Origin of the sequence: Vibrio sp. 10N.261.55.C5 (genome assembly GCF_041470505.1) — a bacterium.
Classification (GTDB): Bacteria; Pseudomonadota; Gammaproteobacteria; order Enterobacterales; family Vibrionaceae; genus Vibrio; species Vibrio crassostreae_C.
On the sequence record NZ_JBFRMS010000059.1, the window covers coordinates 1 to 19,919 of the forward strand.

The 19,919-nt window shown below is 42.2% G+C and carries 15 protein-coding genes and 1 pseudogene; 9 read left to right on the forward strand and 7 right to left on the reverse strand.

What is annotated here, in order from left to right; all coding sequences use genetic code 11:
- The first annotated feature begins 109 nt into the window (after positions 1 to 109).
- The 5 genes from AB4263_RS20415 to AB4263_RS20435 all read left to right on the forward strand — a co-directional run bounded on the left by AB4263_RS20415 (position 110) and on the right by AB4263_RS20435 (position 7,758).
- The gene (locus AB4263_RS20415; protein WP_372098796.1) at positions 110 to 931 is read left to right on the forward strand and encodes a TnsA endonuclease N-terminal domain-containing protein; all 822 of its coding nucleotides are present in this window, start codon (positions 110 to 112) and stop codon (positions 929 to 931) included.
- On the forward strand, positions 921 to 3,002 hold the full coding sequence (locus AB4263_RS20420) for a Mu transposase C-terminal domain-containing protein (RefSeq protein WP_372098797.1): 2,082 nt from the start codon (positions 921 to 923) through the stop codon (positions 3,000 to 3,002). Before AB4263_RS20415 ends, AB4263_RS20420 begins: the two co-directional genes overlap by 11 nt.
- Positions 2,995 to 4,578 carry an ATP-binding protein gene (locus AB4263_RS20425; protein ID WP_372098798.1) on the forward strand — a complete coding sequence of 528 codons (1,584 nt, stop codon included), beginning with the start codon at positions 2,995 to 2,997 and terminating at the stop codon, positions 4,576 to 4,578. The genes AB4263_RS20420 and AB4263_RS20425 overlap by 8 nt, the downstream gene beginning before the upstream one ends.
- A 56-nt stretch (positions 4,579 to 4,634) precedes the next feature.
- Positions 4,635 to 6,176, forward strand: coding sequence for a TnsD family Tn7-like transposition protein (locus AB4263_RS20430; RefSeq protein WP_372098799.1), 1,542 nt, complete (start codon positions 4,635 to 4,637; stop codon positions 6,174 to 6,176).
- A 127-nt stretch (positions 6,177 to 6,303) separates the two neighbouring features.
- Positions 6,304 to 7,758: a hypothetical protein gene (locus tag AB4263_RS20435; RefSeq protein WP_372098800.1), complete on the forward strand. Its 1,455-nt coding sequence runs from the start codon at positions 6,304 to 6,306 to the stop codon at positions 7,756 to 7,758.
- Positions 7,759 to 7,816: 58 nt separating this feature from the next.
- Here the strand turns inward: AB4263_RS20435 and AB4263_RS20440 are convergent, their stop codons facing one another.
- The 6 genes from AB4263_RS20440 to AB4263_RS20465 form a co-directional block, all read right to left on the reverse strand.
- A complete protein-coding gene (locus AB4263_RS20440) occupies positions 7,817 to 8,116 on the reverse strand; it encodes a DUF202 domain-containing protein (RefSeq protein WP_372098801.1) in 300 nt (99 codons plus the stop codon).
- A gap of 6 nt (positions 8,117 to 8,122) precedes the next feature.
- On the reverse strand, positions 8,123 to 8,485 hold the full coding sequence (locus AB4263_RS20445) for a YidH family protein (RefSeq protein ID WP_372098802.1): 363 nt from the start codon (positions 8,483 to 8,485) through the stop codon (positions 8,123 to 8,125).
- A 75-nt stretch (positions 8,486 to 8,560) separates the two neighbouring features.
- Entirely contained in the window at positions 8,561 to 9,415 is an 855-nt protein-coding gene (locus AB4263_RS20450) for a MurR/RpiR family transcriptional regulator (RefSeq protein ID WP_372098803.1), read from the reverse strand.
- 73 nt (positions 9,416 to 9,488) lie between these two features.
- Complete coding sequence (locus AB4263_RS20455) at positions 9,489 to 10,340, reverse strand: hypothetical protein (protein ID WP_372098804.1); 852 nt, start codon at positions 10,338 to 10,340, stop codon at positions 9,489 to 9,491.
- Positions 10,340 to 12,100: a sulfatase gene (locus tag AB4263_RS20460; RefSeq protein ID WP_372098805.1), complete on the reverse strand. Its 1,761-nt coding sequence runs from the start codon at positions 12,098 to 12,100 to the stop codon at positions 10,340 to 10,342. The genes AB4263_RS20455 and AB4263_RS20460 overlap by 1 nt, the downstream gene beginning before the upstream one ends.
- Positions 12,101 to 12,157: 57 nt before the next feature.
- Positions 12,158 to 13,696: a PTS transporter subunit EIIC gene (locus AB4263_RS20465; RefSeq protein WP_372098806.1), complete on the reverse strand. Its 1,539-nt coding sequence runs from the start codon at positions 13,694 to 13,696 to the stop codon at positions 12,158 to 12,160.
- A 181-nt stretch (positions 13,697 to 13,877) separates the two neighbouring features.
- On the opposite strand from AB4263_RS20465, the gene AB4263_RS20470 reads away from it, so the two are divergent.
- The 3 genes from AB4263_RS20470 (at position 13,878) to manA (ending at position 17,455) form a co-directional block, all read left to right on the forward strand.
- Entirely contained in the window at positions 13,878 to 14,741 is an 864-nt protein-coding gene (locus AB4263_RS20470; protein WP_372098807.1) for a sulfite exporter TauE/SafE family protein, read from the forward strand.
- 56 nt (positions 14,742 to 14,797) lie between these two features.
- A complete protein-coding gene (locus AB4263_RS20475) occupies positions 14,798 to 16,093 on the forward strand; it encodes an anaerobic sulfatase maturase (protein WP_372098808.1) in 1,296 nt (431 codons plus the stop codon).
- A 153-nt stretch (positions 16,094 to 16,246) separates the two neighbouring features.
- On the forward strand, positions 16,247 to 17,455 hold the full coding sequence (gene manA, locus AB4263_RS20480) for a mannose-6-phosphate isomerase, class I (RefSeq protein WP_372098809.1): 1,209 nt from the start codon (positions 16,247 to 16,249) through the stop codon (positions 17,453 to 17,455).
- 179 nt (positions 17,456 to 17,634) lie between these two features.
- Here manA and AB4263_RS20485 read toward each other — a convergent pair.
- Positions 17,635 to 18,187: pseudogene (locus AB4263_RS20485) on the reverse strand (IS21 family transposase); the annotation flags it as partial.
- A 466-nt stretch (positions 18,188 to 18,653) separates the two neighbouring features.
- Here AB4263_RS20485 and AB4263_RS20490 point away from each other — a divergent pair.
- Positions 18,654 to 19,781, forward strand: a complete 1,128-nt coding sequence (locus AB4263_RS20490) for an IS4 family transposase (protein WP_372098810.1) — start codon at positions 18,654 to 18,656, stop codon at positions 19,779 to 19,781.
- Positions 19,782 to 19,919: the final 138 nt, after the last annotated feature.

The following is a 19,919-nucleotide window of genomic DNA, read 5'->3' on the forward strand; positions in this document are numbered from 1 at the left end:
TGTCGGAAGACAATAAAGTTTGATCAGTTACAATAAAGTCTGATCATACATAATAAAGATTGATCGTTTTTTGACCTCCTGCTAAGTTTGGCTTAGTCGGAGGTTTTTTATGTCAGATGCAGATAAGCCACTCAATAAGAAAGACCAAAAGCGTTTAGAAGAAAAACGAGGCGAAGGGACGGGAAAGGACTATGTTCCTTTCATTAAAGTCGGAGAGTTCAGCGGTTCTGGCGAAAGCGTTCGTGTTAAAAGTGCCACTGTTGGTCGAGTTCATCACTTTTTTTCTGGAAATGAGCTTGCCGCATTTCTGGTGTTCGATTGGTGTGAAGAGGTTATCGACATTCGAGAGCAGTTTCCTATCCCTCTTGCTGATTCTTTGATTATTTGTCGCCAACTAGGTATTCGTCATCCTCAAGAAAAGGGCGAGCTTAAAATAGTTACTACGGACTTAATCATCGATTTTGCTGATGGCTCCCAGTTAGCAATCCCCGTAAAGCCAGCTCTAAAGCTTGATGACAAGCGCATTGTCGAAAAGCTTCAAATAGAGAAAGCGTACTGGGAAGCAATAAAAGTACCCTGTCCCATTTTTACCGATCAAGAAGTATCCAACGAACTCAAAATGAACCTGAAGTGGATAAAACCACTTATCGATATAGATACTGAAGTTGAATATCCATTCTCCAAGCAAGATGTCATTGATCTTGCTGCTAGATTAGCGAAGAAACCCAAAGCTTATGTAGCCCGACATTGTGCAAAATTGGATGATCAATACCAACTAGAGGAAGGCACGCATATCGGAATATTTCGCTATGGTATCGCCAATCAATATTTTAAAGCATCACTTGAAACACCGTTTACTGAGTGGAAATGCGAAGATATCGAACTCTTAATTAGTGGTAATAGAGATTTGGAGGTCGGCAATGCTTCTTAATCAAGTCTATCAATACGCAGATTCAAACGAGCGAATACGTGTGGTGTACGAAACGTTAGAGTTCATCTGGCTGATCAGTCTCGATGATGAATCGGCTTGGCCTATACTTATGCCAACCTCTGAGTTACATGAACTGATCGCAGTACAAACGATAGAGTGCATCAGTGAACCTTTTACTTTCTCTCATGTTGAGCTCGACGGTGCACAAGCTCTCAAGCGAGATGAAGCCTATACGCTGCTTAAAATTCTACTAAAAGACCACTGTGAATTATTTGATAAGGCGTCGCGCAATCGTCTAATTAGAAACGCGGTTGAAGTGACCGGAAAACCTCGTATTTACTTCATTCGTCAACTTCGTCGCTATTGGCAAAGAGGGATGACACCCAATGCATTGCTGTCTGATTATCATAAGTCAGGTGGGAAAGGTAAATCTAGGCGTGACGTGGGCAATAAGCTCGGGCGTAAGCGAACAACTGCCGAGGGCGTAGGTGCCATCATTACCGATGATGTCGCAGAAATTTTCAGTCTAGCAATTGATGGCTTCTTTCTTCAAAACGATAAGTTCTCTATCAAAGACGCCAAAGATAAAGCAATTGGCTTGTATAAATCCAGATATCCCGACTCTGATAAGACCTCCATACCGACTCTTCGCCAATTCCGCTATTTCTATGAATCTAACTACAAGGAACATGATGTAGTAAGACGAAGAACACCATCCAAAACATACGACAAGGATATTAGAGCGCTAACAAGCACATCAGCCTTTATGAATATCGGACCAGGAGGGCGGTATGAGATTGATGCAACGATTGCGGATCTCTATTTAGTTTCAGAGAAAGACCCGAATAAAATCATCGGTAGGCCAGTGGTTTACGTGGTTAAAGATGTCTTTAGTCGCATGGTAACAGGGCTTTACGTCGGTTTGGAAAACCCATCATGGGTTGCGGCAATGATGGCCATGTCTAACGCCTTTCTTGATAAAACAGAGTATTGTCGGAGCTACGGAATAGAAATCGAGCCTAGCATGTGGCCTTCTGTTGGTATTCCTGCGTCTATCATGGCGGATAAAGGCGAGCTTTTGCATAGGCAGGCTGACATTCTCGTCAATGCATTTAACATCCAATTGAGTAACTCGCGCTCCTACCGAGGGGATGATAAAGGCGGCGTGGAACGCTATTTCAATACTCTTCAAACAAAATTCAGGCCCTATGTCGGTGGTATTGTCGAGCCAGTCAACGGCAAGAAGCGCTTGGGACGCCGATATGAGCTAGACGCAGAATTAACCTTGCATGCATTCACTGAGACAGTGATTCACATCATTATCAACTACAACACTAGGCATGTAGTTAAAGATTATGATTTTGCCGAAGATATGTCTAATGACTTGCCCGCAGTCCCCATTCAGCTTTGGAACTGGGGAATCAAAAATCGCACCGGTAAGTTAAGACCATGCAGTAAAGAGATGGTTGAAGTGAACTTGTTACCCACTGAAAAAGGGACAGTGTCTGAGGTCGGTATTGGTTTCAAAGGACTGAAATACACTTGCCGTGAAGCAATGGCTGAAGGTTGGTTTGACCGATTTAAGCATACAAGACCGAATACAGTTGAGGTGGCTTTTGACCCGCGTCGAACCGATGTCGTTTACCTGAGGCCTGATAACAGCTATCAATCCTATTGGATATGTGAGCTTTCAGATCGTAGCCGTCGATATAAAGGAATGAGTTTTGTGGATGCTGCGGGTATTCTCAAGTCTTCTAAAGTTGCAGAGGCTTCAGCGAATCAATATAAGGATTTTGAGGCTCCTGACCTACAGGAAGCGATTGAGAGTATCGCTAAACGAGAGCGGAACAAAAAGGCAAATGCGCTTAAATTAACGGACTCACAAAGATTGGCCGGTATTAAGGATAATCGAGATGAAGAGAGGGAATTTGAGCGAGACAATACCTCAGTCAATCTCAAGCCTGAGTCAAAACAAAGTAGTGCTAAAGTCATTGATATTCAAACGGGGCACAATTCGGATAGCATTGAATATCCGTCACTGGATGATTTTTTAGGAGATGACGATGATTAAAATTCACCATGCGGAATACGCTGCTCCAGAAATAGAAGATTATCGAGATCAGCCTTTGATCAATGCACTACCTTTATTGAACTCGCCGCAAAATACGGCCAAAGAGTTAAACCGCTACCCTAAGGTGAGAGATTCTGAAAAGACCTTGCCTGGGTACATCCGTCGTCATGCGATGATGCGAATACTTGATGGGTTTCTATACCCGACAAAAGCTCACCTTCAACTAGAACAGATGATTTCAGGGATGATTCGTCGAGGATATTTAGGGCGAAACATTTCATCGATTGACTATCAGCGAAATCTTTTAGACGTCGATAATGTTGATTTTTCAACTGCATCAATAAATGCGGGTAGCGCAGCGTTGGCAACGACTGTCATTGGTTGCTCTGGAACAGGTAAAACTACCGCGGTACAAGCGATATTAGATTCATACAAGCATCAGGCTATCTATCATCCCGAGTATCAGCATACACAGTTGGTATGGCTAAAGATTGACTGCCCTCATGATGGTTCGGCAAAGAGTCTATGCATCCACTTTTTTCGTGCGGTAGACGATGCGATTGGAAGCGACTACGAAATGCTCTACGTTAAGTCGAGATCATCAGCAGAGTCTATGTTGGGTGACATAGCTAGAGTATGCGCCCTTCATTCTATTGGTATCTTGGTCATAGATGAAATCCAGCACCTTAATGCCGCGCGCTCCGGCGGTGCGACTAAACTACTTAATTTCTTCGTTACTCTTACCAACGTAATCAAAGTGCCAGTGTTGTTCATTGGCACTCCAAAAGCTCTTGAGCTTTTTTCTCCTACACTGAGGTCTGCTCGCCGAGCTGCACAGTTTGGTAGTTTGAATTGGAATCGATTTGAGCACCTATCAAATAGAGCTGACGAAAGCGAATGGGATCGCTTTTTCAACAGAATGTGGAAATTGCAGTGGTTTCAATCACCGACACCGATTACGAAACCAATGAAAGATTTGTTTTGGGAGTTAACTCAAGGTGTTGCACATGTGGCCGTTTCATTGTTTTATCTTTGCCAAGCAAGGGCGGTAGTTGCAGGAAAAGAAGTGATTACCCTCAAGTTAGTCGAAGATGTGTTCAACGAAGAGTTGTCGATCATTCATCCTATGATTCGAGCGCTCCAAAGCGGTCGAAAAGAAGAAATCGTTAAGTATGCGGACTTAGACTTACCTGCCGATTCAGTTCGTATTATTGGGCAAGCTGGCGATAGCGATGTGGATGCGCCTGAAGTTACTATTGAGGAAACTGATGACAAATTGATGCAACTCACTGATATGTTGATTCGCATGGGACTCGGTGAGGATGTGGCTAAACTAGCGGCGAGACAAGCCATCGATGAAAAGCCTAACGAGGATCTGTTTGGATTAGTTGCTCATATAAAGTCGCTAGAGGACAAGCCTGCAACACAAAGTAAGCCTAAAAAATCAAAAGTAACCAAGCTAGAACCTCGTTATGTGGATAACGACCTTCGGCTACTGAGAAGTGACAAACCAATGTCCACCTACAATAACCTAAAACGTGAAGGCATGATTCTTGACATCACGCCATACCTCTAGGTATGAAGCAGCCAACTATACTCAAAGAAGTGAAACGAGTTGTTTGGTAGTTAAAGATGTTGACCCACTTTCCAGCCGCTCAGAAAGATGAGTTGCTCACTAGTATTATTGCTCGGTTTATCCAGCAAATGGGAATTAAAGATGACAAGATTGCATTAGACATCCTATTTGGCAATAGAATGATGGTTCCTTCGCCTTTTTTACAAGGCCATATTGCGTATCTTTTGGAGCATGTAGGCCACGTATGGGGAGTGCACCCTAAGCAAATCGTGGAGCGTCATACGTCCCTTCCGTTGTTCAAACCCTTCGTTGAATCACACCGCTATATAGCGCTGCAAGCTAATTTAATTCATAGTCGAGTAAACCCAAGCATGTCTCGTGCTGGCATTCCAGCTTCGGTTATCAAGTGGCCAACGACATATAAGATCTGCCCTCAATGTTGGCAAGAGCAAAGCGATGCTCTTGGTTTCACCTACTGGCAGCGATTGTTTCAAGCCCCTGGTGTCAACGTGTGCCCACAACATAAGTGTATTTTGATAGGTACACATATACCAATTCAATCCCCACATAGGCACCAGTTTGTTGGTGCGAGTGGCTATCAATGCCAAACACGTTTTTCTGAGGCCGCTAACCCTTGTGAGATAAAATTATCCCAAATGGTAGAGATGTTACTTAACTCGAAGTTGAGAGCGGTTTCACTAGCTCAGTGGACGCTTTACTATCAAAAGCTAGCGAGAGATGCAGGAATGATGATTGGTTCAAGAATAGACCATAAAGCAATTTCGGATTCTGTGCGGAGATATTGGTCAGATGAATGGTTGAACACACAAGGCTTAGCATTTTGTGGGACAAATACATGGTTAGTCGCAATGTTCAGGAAACATCGTAGAGTATTCAGTTACCTGCAACACTTCATTGTTTGGTTGTCACTTCGAGATAGTAACGTTGATTTATTGCTAGAGTTAAATCTCGCTAGTACGTTTCCTAAAATTGAAAGGAGAGCACAACCAATGAGAGCGACAATAAACATAGTAAAGCGTGATACAAACAGAAACCAATGGCTTGGTATTGTAGAGTCTTCACAAGCTGAATCACTTAAAAAGATCAGAGCCACATCTCTTGGTGCAAGGCTATATTCTTGGCTTTATCGATATGATCGTAAGTGGCTCAATGCTCACAAACCTAATCATGTATCAAATTACCAGAATTATCGTGTTGACTGGCAGGTTCGAGATCTGCTGCTAGTTAAAAAACTCATTAAACTTAAAAATAGGGCCGATAATAGGATAAAAGACCCTCGCCACTCTAAGTCGTGGTTTGCATCCAGCATCAAGCAGAAGAGTCTCATTGAGAAAAAACTGTATAAGTTACCGCTTTGCAGTCTGTTTTTTGATCGATATAGCGAATCTATAGAAGAGTACCAAATTAGGAGGTTAAGCCGTGTTATGGTTCAACTCATTGAGTGTAAATATTTTTTAAGGCCTGTATGTGAGATTGAACGACTTGCTGGACTCAGCCGTGCGCGTAGCAGGAAACCTGCACGGGAAATTCTCCGATTGGACATCCCAGCCTGGCAGAGAGCTGCGGTACTTTCCTGAAAACGTACCGTTAATCAACATTGGAAGTATTCACACCAAGCGCGTCCTCAATAATAAGGTCCGGCCTTATATCAACGTTCAATTTTCAGGTTTCCCAAAAAGTCGTGTTCCGGCGGAACTGATACCAATGTTGGTTGTTAATTCTCATTATTCGAACAAAGAACGCACGGTTCCACATAAGCGCGAAATCATCGAGATAAAAATATCAGATAACTTTCAAAGAGCTTTTTCAAACAAATCACATTCAATCATTTTAAGGGAGGGCAACTTAAAGGCTGTTGTCACTTGTATAGAGCTCGCTCGAGCACTCTTTTTACACAATGTACATCTAACACGTACAGCCTTAAGGCCCAATGGGTTGCATGGGATGGCTGTTGTGGATGATGCTGGGGAAGAGTGCATTATTCGTTTCAATAGGTCATCGGATTACCCTCTAAAAAACTTGAACTCTAAAGATGCATGTAAACATCTTAGCTGGTTATTGCTAAATCCTGAGGCAACAAAAAGTTTTAATAGTGTTTATAGTAAACTACAGCAAGATGAAAGTACGGAGTGGAACTTTAACTTTGAGCCGCCACCATTAAAAAAATGGAGATTAGAGATAGCAGGTGAGTACGACAGAGACGACCCGATGCTGTTTTATGTAGAAGAAATCATAACTGTTTACCCATCGAGTTTTAAGTGTGACAAAAAGGTCTCGATTTACCACCCCAAAAAAGTGGATGTTATCCCTGTTGGGCCGAGCGATGGAAAGCGTCCCGAAATTAATCGAACTGATCCAGACCCGCAGTTGGATTTTCAAGCTACACCCGGAAACTATAGAAAAAGGGATGTCGTGAGTGAAAAGGGATTCCGGTTTATTTGTGACTTAGAAGATGATGTAAAAGTAATGCCAGGAAAAGCGCTATCGAGAGTAGTACCTAATGTTAATGCCACAGAAGAACCAAAACCTGACGTTTCAGCGGTTGGCCATGGAACAGCAACAGGGTCAGCGCAAGAATTAGACTGGGCGATTAATCGAAGTGATTGTGATGATACGACTCTTCCTGAGGCTCCAAAAGAGGTAGCTCCGACTGGTAACTTTCAGCTCTTTGAAAAGGTTATTCAGAAATTAATGATGCTTCCAGATTATCAATTCCAATGGACACGATGTTTGGCGATGCCAAAGCCGGACAACGCTTCCCTGATATACAAGAATAAGCTCACACAGGAGGCTCGAACCTTTCATTGTGCCTATTTCTATTACCGGCAAACCCCGCTTGTCATCATTGAGGTGGATATTAGCGATATTAACGACAAGCACAGTTTAGGTTCAAGGCTATTTGGTTTTTCTGAAAATGGTAAAGATGGACTAGCTCAAGTAATGAAAGCATGTTCCGAGAAAGGCGTTCGATGGGATGCTAAAGCAAACCAAGAACACTGTTCAGTAGTGGTTGAAATTAAGCACCCTTCTAGAACCAAAAAAGTGGAAGGTGAAAGTGTCCTCAGAACAGAAATTGAGTATGAAACCGCATGGATAGAAACTATTGATAAAGCTGTTAAGCGAGCAGTGACACAAGAGCCAAGGAAAGTAAGTGTTTAGGTAACCCAGCTTCAGTTATCTAGGCGAATGGCATTGAGTTGAGAATTATATGTAGAAGTTAAATTTGCATGATGACACAAATACGGCGAATCCAATATAACCCAACTAAAGTTAGGCTCAGCAAAGAGACAAACAGGAAGTGAGTTGAGTTTCGTCTAGCACCACTATTGAAATTGCGTAATAAACTAAAACTTAGAAGAGAAACCCAGATAGCTGTGACAATACCTAGCGCAGTGAACAAATTAAAAGTATCTACTACTAACCCTCTAGCCACTAGTACTATATTCACAATCAATAGCAACAATGTTCGAATCCAAGCTAGTACAGTTCTTTCTAATTGCAGGCCAGAATCAAGCATAATTGTTCATACTAATAGAAAAACAATAACAAGCAACGTGATGAGACCTATAAACACGCTTGTGACCTTTAACAGCGAGGTATAGGGAAAAGGCAACTCTTGACGCATCGCTTTCTCATGCTTTGACCAACGCAAATAACCTAAAATAGCAATGGCTATTGAAAACAAGGCCAATACCATTGATATGATTAGTTTTAGCTGCGGATGTGCAAGTTGGGTTGCCATTTGGTCTAGAGCTATGGATCCAGCAAGCAAGGCGAGGGCTGTTCGAATCCAAGCTAAATACGTTCTTTCATTGGCTAAAGAGAAGCGATAATCTGGCTCCACTCCTGTTTTCCGCCAGTTGGCATTATATTTCACTTTGCGCATTTTTGCTCCAATAGCCAATGTAAAACCTCGTGGAAGCGGTGAGTCGTAATCCACCGATCTATGTTCTGAAAATCGTTAACTTTTTGAAATTTTATTTTTAATCATAATCTTAGATGACTTTACATTAGGAAATCTTTTTTTTAGCATTTCGGTATAGAGAATGTCAACGATGAACATTTGAGATACACGAGTACCGATAGAGTCACCTTGATACAACTCCCCCTGGCTACAATTATCAAGCGTTAAGTCGCATAGAGAAGCTAGTTCTGAGTTCCTGTTGTTTGTTATGGCAATACAAAATGTGCTATTGCTTTTTGCGGTCTTTACAGTTTCTATGATCTCGTGTTTTTCTCCTGAGTGAGATATCGCCACTAAGATATCTCGGTCGTTAGTGTATTGTATTTTGTATGCCATTGAGTGATTTTCAAAAAATCCCGTCGCATCAAGGCCTATACGAGAAAACTTATATTGGGCTTCTAGCGCGGTTAAACCTGAGCCGCCGACGCCGACGAAGAACAATCGCTGAGCATTGTCAATAAGCTTAATTGCCAACTCTAAATCGTCCACCGATAGCTTGCTTTTAGTATCGTTTACAGAAACAGTCACGATCTCTGAAATTTTGTCAATGGTTTCTAGTAGTGAGTCCTCTATGTAAATATCTGCACTTAAAGGTGGAATAACGGCTGCTGAACTAACAATAAGTTCTTGATTGAGTAGCTCTTTCATTTCTGAATAGCCAGTGAACCCATATTTTTGGCAAAAGCGAATCACTGAAGCATCACTCACATTAGCTAGTTTCGAGAAGTCTCGAGCTGATGAACGAATAACGAATGCTGGATTTTGAAGGAGCAAGTCAACAATTTTTAGTTCAGACTTTGTCATATTGCTGCGAGCTTGCTTCAATTGTTGATAAATGGGTATTGAACTCACGTGTTTACCTTTTTATAACTATTCAAATTGGTAATGTAAACGCTATAACCCGGAAGCTCAATACCGTAGGTTGTTAGACAAGGGATAACTGGTAGTAAGTGCCGAATTTATTACCACTTTCAAGGTGGATAATACCTCGTTTATCACTCAGTTGGTTTACTGTATCTGTCGGATCTGCTGTGATCCCATGCCATGGCTCTAAACACACGAAGTCAGCGTCAGGAACTTTCCATAAAGTAAAGTAAGGTGTACAAGGTATATTTATGCACCTGGTTCCGTATTTGTTATCATGTATTTTGATACACTGACGCTTGAGGTTTTTGAAGTAAAGGGGACCTTTATTAAAGTCCCATTCCTCCAATTTAACCGAGTTGTTCCTTACTGACAGCGGAGCGTGTTCCTTGAGCTCGGTAAAGCCTTCTTTTCCTATAAACGGTTGAGCTACGTCTTCAAATTCGATTACGGTATCCGAACTTGAATTGAAGCCAGGGTGTGAGCCAATAGAGAACCACATTGAGCTTTCAGATGTATTCTCCACGTTGTATTCAACGGTGAGCCCTTTCGGGTTAACGAAAAAATCAACGGTAAGCGTGAAGGTAAACGGATAGTTTTCAAAAGTACTAGCGTTAGATGTTAACTGAAGTTTGAGAAAGTCATCGCCTTTGGCGACGACTTTAAATAAACTTTGTCTAGCGAATCCATGCCGCGGTAACGAGTACTCGCTATTATCGTGCACAAATTTACCATTATTTAAATTGCCGACAATAGGGAACAGTATAGGCGCGGTATGCGCCCATTGTTCACCGTTCCATAACCAGTTACTTTTATCTTTGCCAGCAGAAAATTCTTTTAGCTCTGCGCCAAGTGTGTTTATTGTAGCCTCAAACTGACCTGTCGCGATGGTAATAAGCTCACTAGATTTCATTAGTAATATCTCATCGCCATGTTCAGTTGGTAGATGGCTTTTTTAAGTTGCTCACCTTTAAAAATAGACTCAGCAATGTCAAAAACATCTCGCGGTGATACTGGTTGATCAATTTTATTGATAATGCTTAAAACGGTCGAAAGCGTGCTTTCTCTATCGTCGCCAACGTTAACCACAATTTCTAAACCTTCAGCCACAGAGTGATGGAGTAAGTCCACGTTGGCAAACAGACTTGTTTGATACGCAACAAAGGAATCGTGTTCACGTTTGATTGATGCTAAATCAAACTCATCGAGCGTATAGCGAGCATAAAGCTCTTTAGGAGCCTCATTCCGTATAAGTTCTTTCTTTATTGCGTCGCAAAATTCTAGCGCTTTTGGGTGATCTGCGATTGCTGTTTCTTGCGTGGGATCTGCCTCTAGATCAAATAGCTTGTCACCGAAACGAAATGCATTTGTGTAGTTGATCGAGGTTGGAACTTTTAGCAATTTTGCGCCCAAAGTAAAGTCAAACCCATCGTGCAATTCAGCTTGTGATAACTGTTTGATACCAAATCGGCTATCTATATGTGTAGGCATTAACGTGTATTCGTTAAGCGTGTTATTTCGATCTCTTGGCGCTCTCATATACACGTATTGGCCATCGGTGATATTGATATGAGCCCCGAAGTAACCAAACAAAGCATAGTCACGGATTTTATCGCCTGAGGCTAGATGTTGACTAATGGAACGTCCTTCCATTTGCTTCGGTATTTCAAAATCAAAGTACTCGAGAACTGTTGCAGCGATATCAATTGTTTGCGCGAGGGCATTGGATTGCTCACCTCTCTTCCCAACTCTAGGATCCCAGAGATAAAATGGCGTATTAGCGATCTCATTGTAGACGGGCATAATGTTCTTACCCCACCAATCATGCTCTCCCAACAAGAAACCATGATCAGTACATACCATGAGCATAGTGTCAGACCAAAGATCATGTTCGTCAAAGCTATCAAGAACTTTTCCTAAGTACTCATCGCACATTGTGATGAGTGCTTGGTAGAACTTACGTATTAATGTTTGTTTTTCGGGAGAATCCGTGTTGGCGTTATAATACATCCAACCATCAAAATCCTTTTGACAGCAGCCATACATTTCTAAGTATTTATCAGGCACAAAAAACGGTTCGTGAGGGTCGAAACATTCCAATTGCAAAAACCAATTATCCTGTTCAGAGTTTTTGGAAATAAACTCCAGTCCCTTTTCAACGGTTCTCGTCAACGTATGTTCTTCTTCGGTCTTCATATAGTCTCGGTTTATGAAGTCCTGAGTCATTCTTTTTACTCGTCGGTTAATGACAGCTTGCTCTTCTTTACCATCGTAATTAACCGTCGGCTTGGCAACATGACCTTTCCAGTTATCACCTTCTTGCCCTCGAATAAACTCGAATGTTGAATAGCGAGGGTGATAAGTCGCTCCGCCATCACGCCAGTAATGTTTATGGTCGGTGACGAGGTGCGTATGGATCTTGTTTTTTGAAAGGTGTTCTGGCATCGAGAAATCGAAGGGTTCTAATGGTCCCCAACTTCTATGTAAAAAGTTATATCGACCAGTATGCATTTCTCTTCGTGCCGGCATACATGGCATGCTACCGACATAAAAGTTATTAAATTGAACACTATGTTTTGCAAGGCGCTCAAAATTAGGTGTAATGGCACTTCCACCATAAGTAGATATATGATGTTTGGTTAATGTATCAAACATTAAAACGACAGCTTTCATAAAAACTCCAAAAAGAGGGAAGTTAAAATATCGCTTCCCTCAAAATAATACTATTGACTACGCTAGTTTTAGATAATCATCTAGTTGATTTTTAATAACAGAAACTTGTGGGCCAAACACAACCTGAATACCCGTACCTTTAACAACAGTACCAACAGCCCCAAATTTCTTAAAGGCATCCTTTTGTACTAGTTGAGTATCTAATACAGTCACTCTTAATCTTGTTGCGCAGCAATCTAATATTGAGATGTTACCTTTCCCACCAAATGCTTCGATAATGCCGGCTAGCTTTTCTTCACCTTCTACGATTTCTAATCCGTCGTCATTATCTTCACGCCCTGGAGTTTTTAAGTTCTTCCACGTGATAATAAATCTGAAGCTAAAGTAGTAGTAGCAGAATAGGGCGGCACCAATCGGTAACACATTAATCCAGTTGGTCTTATCGTTTCCTTGTAGTACACCGAACAAGATAAAATCTATGACACCACCTGAGAACGTTTGCCCTACAGTGACTTCGAACATATGGCTAAGCATAAAGGCTAAACCTACTCCGATAACATGCACGACATAAAGTAGTGGTGCAGCAAACAAGAAAATGAATTCTAGTGGTTCGGTAATACCGGTTACAAAGGCAGTCAGCGCACCAGACAAAAGAATTCCGGCAACTTTGTTGCGATTTTCAACTTTTGCACAGTGGTAGATGGCAAGAGCTGCACCAGGCAAACCAAACATGAAGTCTGCAAAGCGACCAGCCATAAAGCGAGAGACACCCTCATAGTATTGCGTTGTGTTTGGATCGGCTAACTGGGCAAAGAAAATTGGTTGAGTACCTTGAACTAGCTCGCCATTGATGACCATTTCGCCACCGACACTAGTAAACCAAAACGGCATATAGAATAGATGGTGTAAACCAAGAGGTAACAACGCTTTTAAAGATGCTCCAAAGAAAAAAGTGCCCAAATATCCAGTTTCATCAACTAGCGATCCCAGACCATTTATACCACTTTGAAAGTAAGGCCAGATATAGAAAAGAGCGATACCTAGGAAGATTGAAAAGAACGAGGTCACGATAGGAATGAACCTTGAGCCACTGAAAAAGGAGAGCAGCATAGGTAGGTCGACTTTGTTGTACTTTCCGTGAGCGTATGCGGTTAGCAAGCCACAAAGCACCCCACCAAGCACTCCCGTTTGAAGAGTTGTGATACCAAGCACAGAAGCTTGACCATGCACCGCTAGATCAGTAACCGCTATACTCCCAGATATAGTGAGTAGAGCCTTAACAGTTACATTCATTATTAGAAATGACAGTACAGCAGCTAAGCCAGCGGTGCCTTTGTCGTTTTTTGCTAGACCTACAGCTATCCCTACTGCAAATAGTAGTGGAAGGTTGGCGAAAACGATCTCTCCAGCCATTCTCATCATAATGAAAATAGCCTGTAAAAATGTGTTGTCGAGAATTGGGTATGTTTGAACTGTAACCGGATTTGAGAAAACTCCACCGATACCCAGTAACAATCCCGCAGCGGGTAATACCGCAATAGGCAGCATAAAAGACTTGCCTAAATTTTGAGCCTTAGAAAAGAGCTGATTTTTCATGAAACGAACCTTAAAACACGTTAGGAGTAACTATAGTAAACTCTGATGTAGCGAATGCTACATTTATTTGCCCGAGTTTGACGCGGTTAACATGTTGGGTGGGTGAAATAGAGTGAAATGAGAGATAAATCAACATTTATGAGTTAGGTTATATTGCTAGTGTAGGTTTTTTAAGCTTTAAATGCCAAATATGTTTGTAGCGTTTGCTACTTTGTGTTTTAATTTATCCGGAATTAAGTGGTTTGGGGTAATTATGGACTGGATAATGTTAATACTAAACCTAGATAGCTTGTTAAAGCTTGCTCTGGGTGGGGTTATCGGTTTCTGTTTAGGTATGACAGGCGTTGGAGGCGGGGTCTTAATAATACCGATCCTTCAAGTAGTATTTGGCATGGGCACGGTCCTGGCAGTAGGGACTGCCAGTCTTATTTCTGCCTTAGTTAAAGTAGGTGCTGGAATATCACACATAAGTGCAGGGAACGTAGCCTGGCGTCCAGTAGCCTTCATGTTGCTTGGAGCTGTTCCGAGTACTTTACTTATTACAGAATTAATTCTTAGAATTAATTCTGACGAAGCGCATTCAGTGATGCTTCATCAAGTGATTGACTGGATGATTATTGGTGTGATGCTTTTTTCATTGCTGTCTCTCTATCTTGGTAAAAGAAAAAACTCGGAGGCTATAGCAAGCGACATAAAGAAACGAAAAGCGGTGTGTACTGGGGCGGGTTGTGGTGCTGTATTAGGTTCAACAGGCGTTGGGGGGGGAGTCATGCTGTTACCTGCGTTCAACTCGTTTCTTGGTGTTGATATTAAGAAGTCAATTGGTTCATCAGTTGTTATGGCGTTGGCATTGTCTTCAATTACTGCACTCAATTACAGCAAGGGTGGGCAGGCTGATTGGACCACTGCAGGCCTAATGACATTCGGAGCACTATTGGGGGTGCCACTGGCTGTGAGAATAGTGAAAAAAATTGAAGAGAAGTATCTCTACACGCTGACATTAGGTGTTATCTTGTTTGCTCTAGCTTTGACCTTATTGTTCTGAGTAATTGATGTATAACTTGTCCAAAACACAACACTTGTAAACGTAGGTAGCGAATTATGAATGGTAATAGAGGCTGCCATGTGATGGCTAAACCAACAGGATCTGTATGCAATATTGATTGCACATATTGCTTCTATCTTGAAAAAGAAGCGTTATACCCTGACAGAGCAAACAATTGGAAAATGTCGGACGCTACGTTGGAAGAGTTTGTTAAGCAACATATCGAGGCACAACCTGGGCTGGATGTCGATTTTGCTTGGCAGGGCGGAGAACCGACGCTAATGGGTATAGAGTTCTTTGAAAAGGCGGTATCACTTTGCAGCAAGCACTCTAGCGGAAAGCGAATCCACCATAGCTTACAGACAAATGGAATTTTATTAAATGACAAGTGGGGGGCTTTCCTATCTCAGCATAATTTTTTGGTCGGTATCTCTATTGACGGGCCTGAGCATATTCATGACCAACACCGTGTAAATAGAGCTAAAAAGGGAACTCACAAACAAGTCATGCAAGGCATTGCTATCTTGCAAAAACATAATGTTGAATTCAACACATTGACGGTAGTAGGTAAGCACAATGTTGAATACGCAACAGAAGTCTATCAGTTTCTACTTTCGATAGGATCTCGGCATATACAGTTTATTCCGCTAATCGAACGAGAATCTACGACAACAGCAAATGACGGACTTCGCTTGGTTTTACCTGGAGAAAGCACCGCTAGGTTGACTAAATGGTCTGTTCCATCGTGGCAGTTTGGTGAATTCCTAAATATTATTTTCGATACTTGGGTCCAAAGGGATATTGAGCATGTTTATGTACAAATGTTTGATACGGCGCTGAGAGCATGGTGCAACCAGCCTGCAAGTATGTGTGTATTCTCTCCTACATGTGGGCATGCTTTTGCTTTGGAATCCAATGGCGACCTATACAACTGTGACCACTATGTTTACCCGGAACATAAGCTCGGCAATATTCATACTGAATCGATACTAGACCTAAATCGAACTGAGCAAGCGGTCCAGTTTGGATTAGATAAGCAAACAACATTGACACGCGAATGTCAAAAGTGCGAGTTCCGATTTGCTTGTAATGGGGGGTGTCCAAAACATAGGTTCTCACTGTCGTCCGATAATCAAATGGGCCACAATTATCTGTGTGCTGGATACAAGCATTTTTTTAACCACGCTAAACCTTATCTAGACCAAATTCGAGAACAAGTTATCTTTGGGGTCGAGCCTGCTAATACTATAGAGAGTGATGGGGTAAAAATAATTAATCAAGATAAGCAGGAAAGAAATTCTCGATGTAATTGCGGGAGTGGTAAAAAGTACAAGCGATGTTGCGGAAAATAAATCACAAAATACAAGAACAATTATCTATTTATTTTAGAACATTGTTCAACAATATACGTTGTGCAAGCAATCTTTACAGTCGCCCCCTTCTATTGACTGAGCGCCCATATATGGGCGTTTTTTTCATATCTTTCAAATTTCGATGAATCTATTATGAACCAAACAAGAGATGCATATATGAATGTTGGTGGATTTTATAAATTAAGTAATATTGTTCAAGATTATCCATGGGGAAGTCGGACATCAATCCCTGAGCTATTTGGTATCGAAAATCAGAATAACCAGCCAATGGCTGAAATTTGGATGGGAGCACATCCTAAAGCAAGCTCGTCTATCACATTCAACGGTGAGTCTAGGTCGTTAAATGTGTTGATTGAGATCTACGCAGAGGCCATGCTTGGATCCAAAACGTATCAAGAATATGCTGAGCTACCATACCTGTTGAAAGTACTAGCAGCTGAAAAAGCGCTTTCAATTCAAGTTCATCCGACAAAAGAAGAAGCAAGCGCCGGCTTTGAGATGGAGAACAAGAAAGGTATTGATATTAATGCATTTGATCGCAATTATAAGGATGCTAACCATAAACCAGAATTAGTTTATGCTCTCACGCCTTTCCTTGCTATGAATGGCTTTCGCCCATACGATCAGATTGTGGATTTGTTTACGGCCATTCGGTGCCCTGTTTTACAACAGCAAATTGATAGTTTTTCTGGAGATCGAACTGAGAGTGGCTTAAGCCAGCTTTTCTCGGGTATCCTGCATTTGAATAACCAAGTCAAAGACGATGTTCTGTTGGCACTTTTAGCATGGGCACGTGAGTCAGATGATTCTTTGGCTGCATTGGTCTTAGAATTAAATGAGCTTTACCCGAATGACATCGGCTTGCTTGCACCATTGATGTTAAATGTTATACAGCTTAGCCCGGGACAAGCAATGTTCTTGCATGCAGGAACTCCTCATGCATACCTAAAAGGGACAGCGATAGAAATCATGGCCAATTCAGACAATGTGCTGCGTGCTGGCCTAACACCGAAATATATTGACGTACCTGAGTTAGTCAATCGTTGCAACTTTAAGGCAATGAATCCAGAGAAAATTTTTACAGCGCCAATCATTAGAGGATCTGAGCAACAGTTTCCTGTTCCTGTTGGTGATTTTTCATTTTCTGTTTATTCAGAACCAAGCCAAAGCTTTGTTGAAGTCACTCGTGCTGAGATTTGGTTCGCCATTGATAGTGATGTAAGGTTCGAAGACCGCAATGGAAATTGTCTTGTTATTAATAAGGGAGAGTCTGTATTTATTCCATATGCGACTCAGTCATTTTCTGTCACAAGCTTAGGAAGGGTAGCTCGTGCATTCTAATAGCCTGCTCGCTCATGACATTTCAGAACATTTCCATCGGATTTAAGTTCGGGCGGTAGTAGGAAGTTTGCCACCTACTCTTGCGGAGGAGGTGGTTTGCTCTTCAGCCTCAGAAAAACGTACATAATTTCGCTAATGACAATCTTACTTGTATCAGTGACTGTTGCGTCAATGTAACCGAGTGGTAAGGACCCTGTCGCTTCCGCATAGGTATAGTTGGATGCGCCCGAACTCCTGGGCATGTCGGACTTCACCGGTGCAATGGCAGATAATGGTAACCGTCTGGCCGTAGTAGTCGATAAAGCACTTTTCCCCCCGGCCTTATGCAGCTGTCTCATGGAGCGTCTTTGCTGCTTATTACAGTGAAGGTAACGGTCACAGAACTGCGAGTAGCTGTAGCTGGGGTATTGCTGGGTATATTCTTCCCACAGCAGTTGCTTGGTGATCCCCTTGCGTTTCAGCTCTTGATGGACAGCTGCCCAGTCGGGAACCTGATATCGGCTCGAGGTCCGCGTATCGGATCCGGGGTAGAACAGTTGGGCCAGTTGATCATCTGTCAGTGAATCAGGAGCGGCCAAGTCAGATTCAGTGTTGTGCTTTCTGGAGCAGCTTCTGGATAGCACCAACGCTGAGTTTTGTGCTCGCGCTGATTTGCCGAATTGACAACCTGGTATCCAGTTTCAGCCTGAGTACATCTCGAATTTTACGCATTGCAAGTCTCTTTGCTGGCATAGTCCTGCTCTAAATAGGAAACAGATTACCAAATAAGTTGAAGATCAATACGTTGAAAGGGGTTCCGGCGGAACGTGAACAGTGATTTCGAAAATGTGGGCAAAAGTGTTCACAGTGAGTCCAGAATAGGTGTTCACATTGAACCGGAATGAGTGTTCAGCATGGGTCGGAGTATGCACTTGCGGCATATTCTTTGACGGGTAATTCCGCTTCTGCTTCCTTGAAAATGCCAATGATCTGCTGTTCGTTGAATTGCTTCTTCATATTCACCTTCCTCCTGATAGATGAACATTACTAAGTTTTGGGTGGATTAGAAAGCGGGGAGCTGGTCAATTTACCCCGATGCTTAAGAATCCCCTCATAATTTCCATATAAAACAATGAGTAGACGCACATCGCTCATTCTGATCTAATGAATTTCGCCAAAAACACACTTGATTAAATGGATTTAATAGGAATTCCTAACGATGCGCGATGTTCAAATTCTACAGCAAACTATCGAAAACCAGTGCCCAAACATTCACAAAAAACGACTTAGATATCTGATGCTTGCAACTAAAACGGTACTCGATGGTTCGGACCTTACATTAACTAAAATTGGACGAGCACTTGAGACGAAGACCACCGTAAAACACGCTATAAAACGCATTGACCGACTTCTGGGGAACCGAAACCTGCACAGAGAAAAAGATGCGATTTATAAATGGCATGCGTCGTTCATTACCCGAGCAAATCCCTTTCCTGTGGTTCTCGTCGATTGGTCTGATGTGAGAGAGCAACTCAGATATATGACATTGCGTGCTTCTGTTACCGTTAAGGGGCGAGCAATCACCCTTTATGAACAGGCATTTGAGTATAAAAACTACAACTCACCCAAGAGCCATCAACTCTTCCTCGATAAGTTAGAAACACTGCTCCCAAATGGCTGTACGCCTATTGTTGTCTCTGATGCGGGCTTTAGGAATACATGGTTTCGTCAAGTTGCCAATAAGGGTTGGTTTTGGCTTGGGCGTGTACGCGGTGAGGTCTCAATAAAGTGTGGTGAAGCGCCTTGGCAGTGGAACAAAACTTTCTACCCTCAAGCGACGAACAAGGTCCAGTTTTTAGGTGCAAGCCAGTTAGCAAGACGCTCGCCACTCTTGTGCTTTGCCTACTTATACAAAAGCATTCCCAAAGGTAGAAAAGCACATCGACATAGCCGAACCTGTCAAAAGCACTCTGCGGGGAAAGTGTTCCACAAGGGCGCAAAAGAGCCTTGGCTTCTGGTTACCAACATCCCCAACGATGTACTAAATGGCGTAAAAATAACGCATTTATACGCCAAAAGGATGCAAATTGAAGAGTCGTTTCGAGATTTGAAAAGCCCTGCTTACGGGTTAGCCCTTCGTCACAATCGGACACGTTGTACTAATCGAATCGACATATTGCTACTTATGGCGTTAATGGCAGAAATTATTATGTGGTGGACTGGGAGAATTATGAGGGGATCCGCCAGAACCCGATGTCCAAAACTGCTGGAGCTGATCACACGTATCACAAGTGCAAGTACTTTGAGCCGGACTACCCAGATTTTCAATACCTGTAGTTATTCATAAATTGATCAATCTTTATTGTCATCTCATAAAGTCTTGTTGCTAGCAACGCGCCTCAAAATGATCAAACTTTAGTGGTCATACCGTTATAGGGAGCTCGAAAGAGGCACATTTCAGAGCAAACTATATTGTCCTCCGACA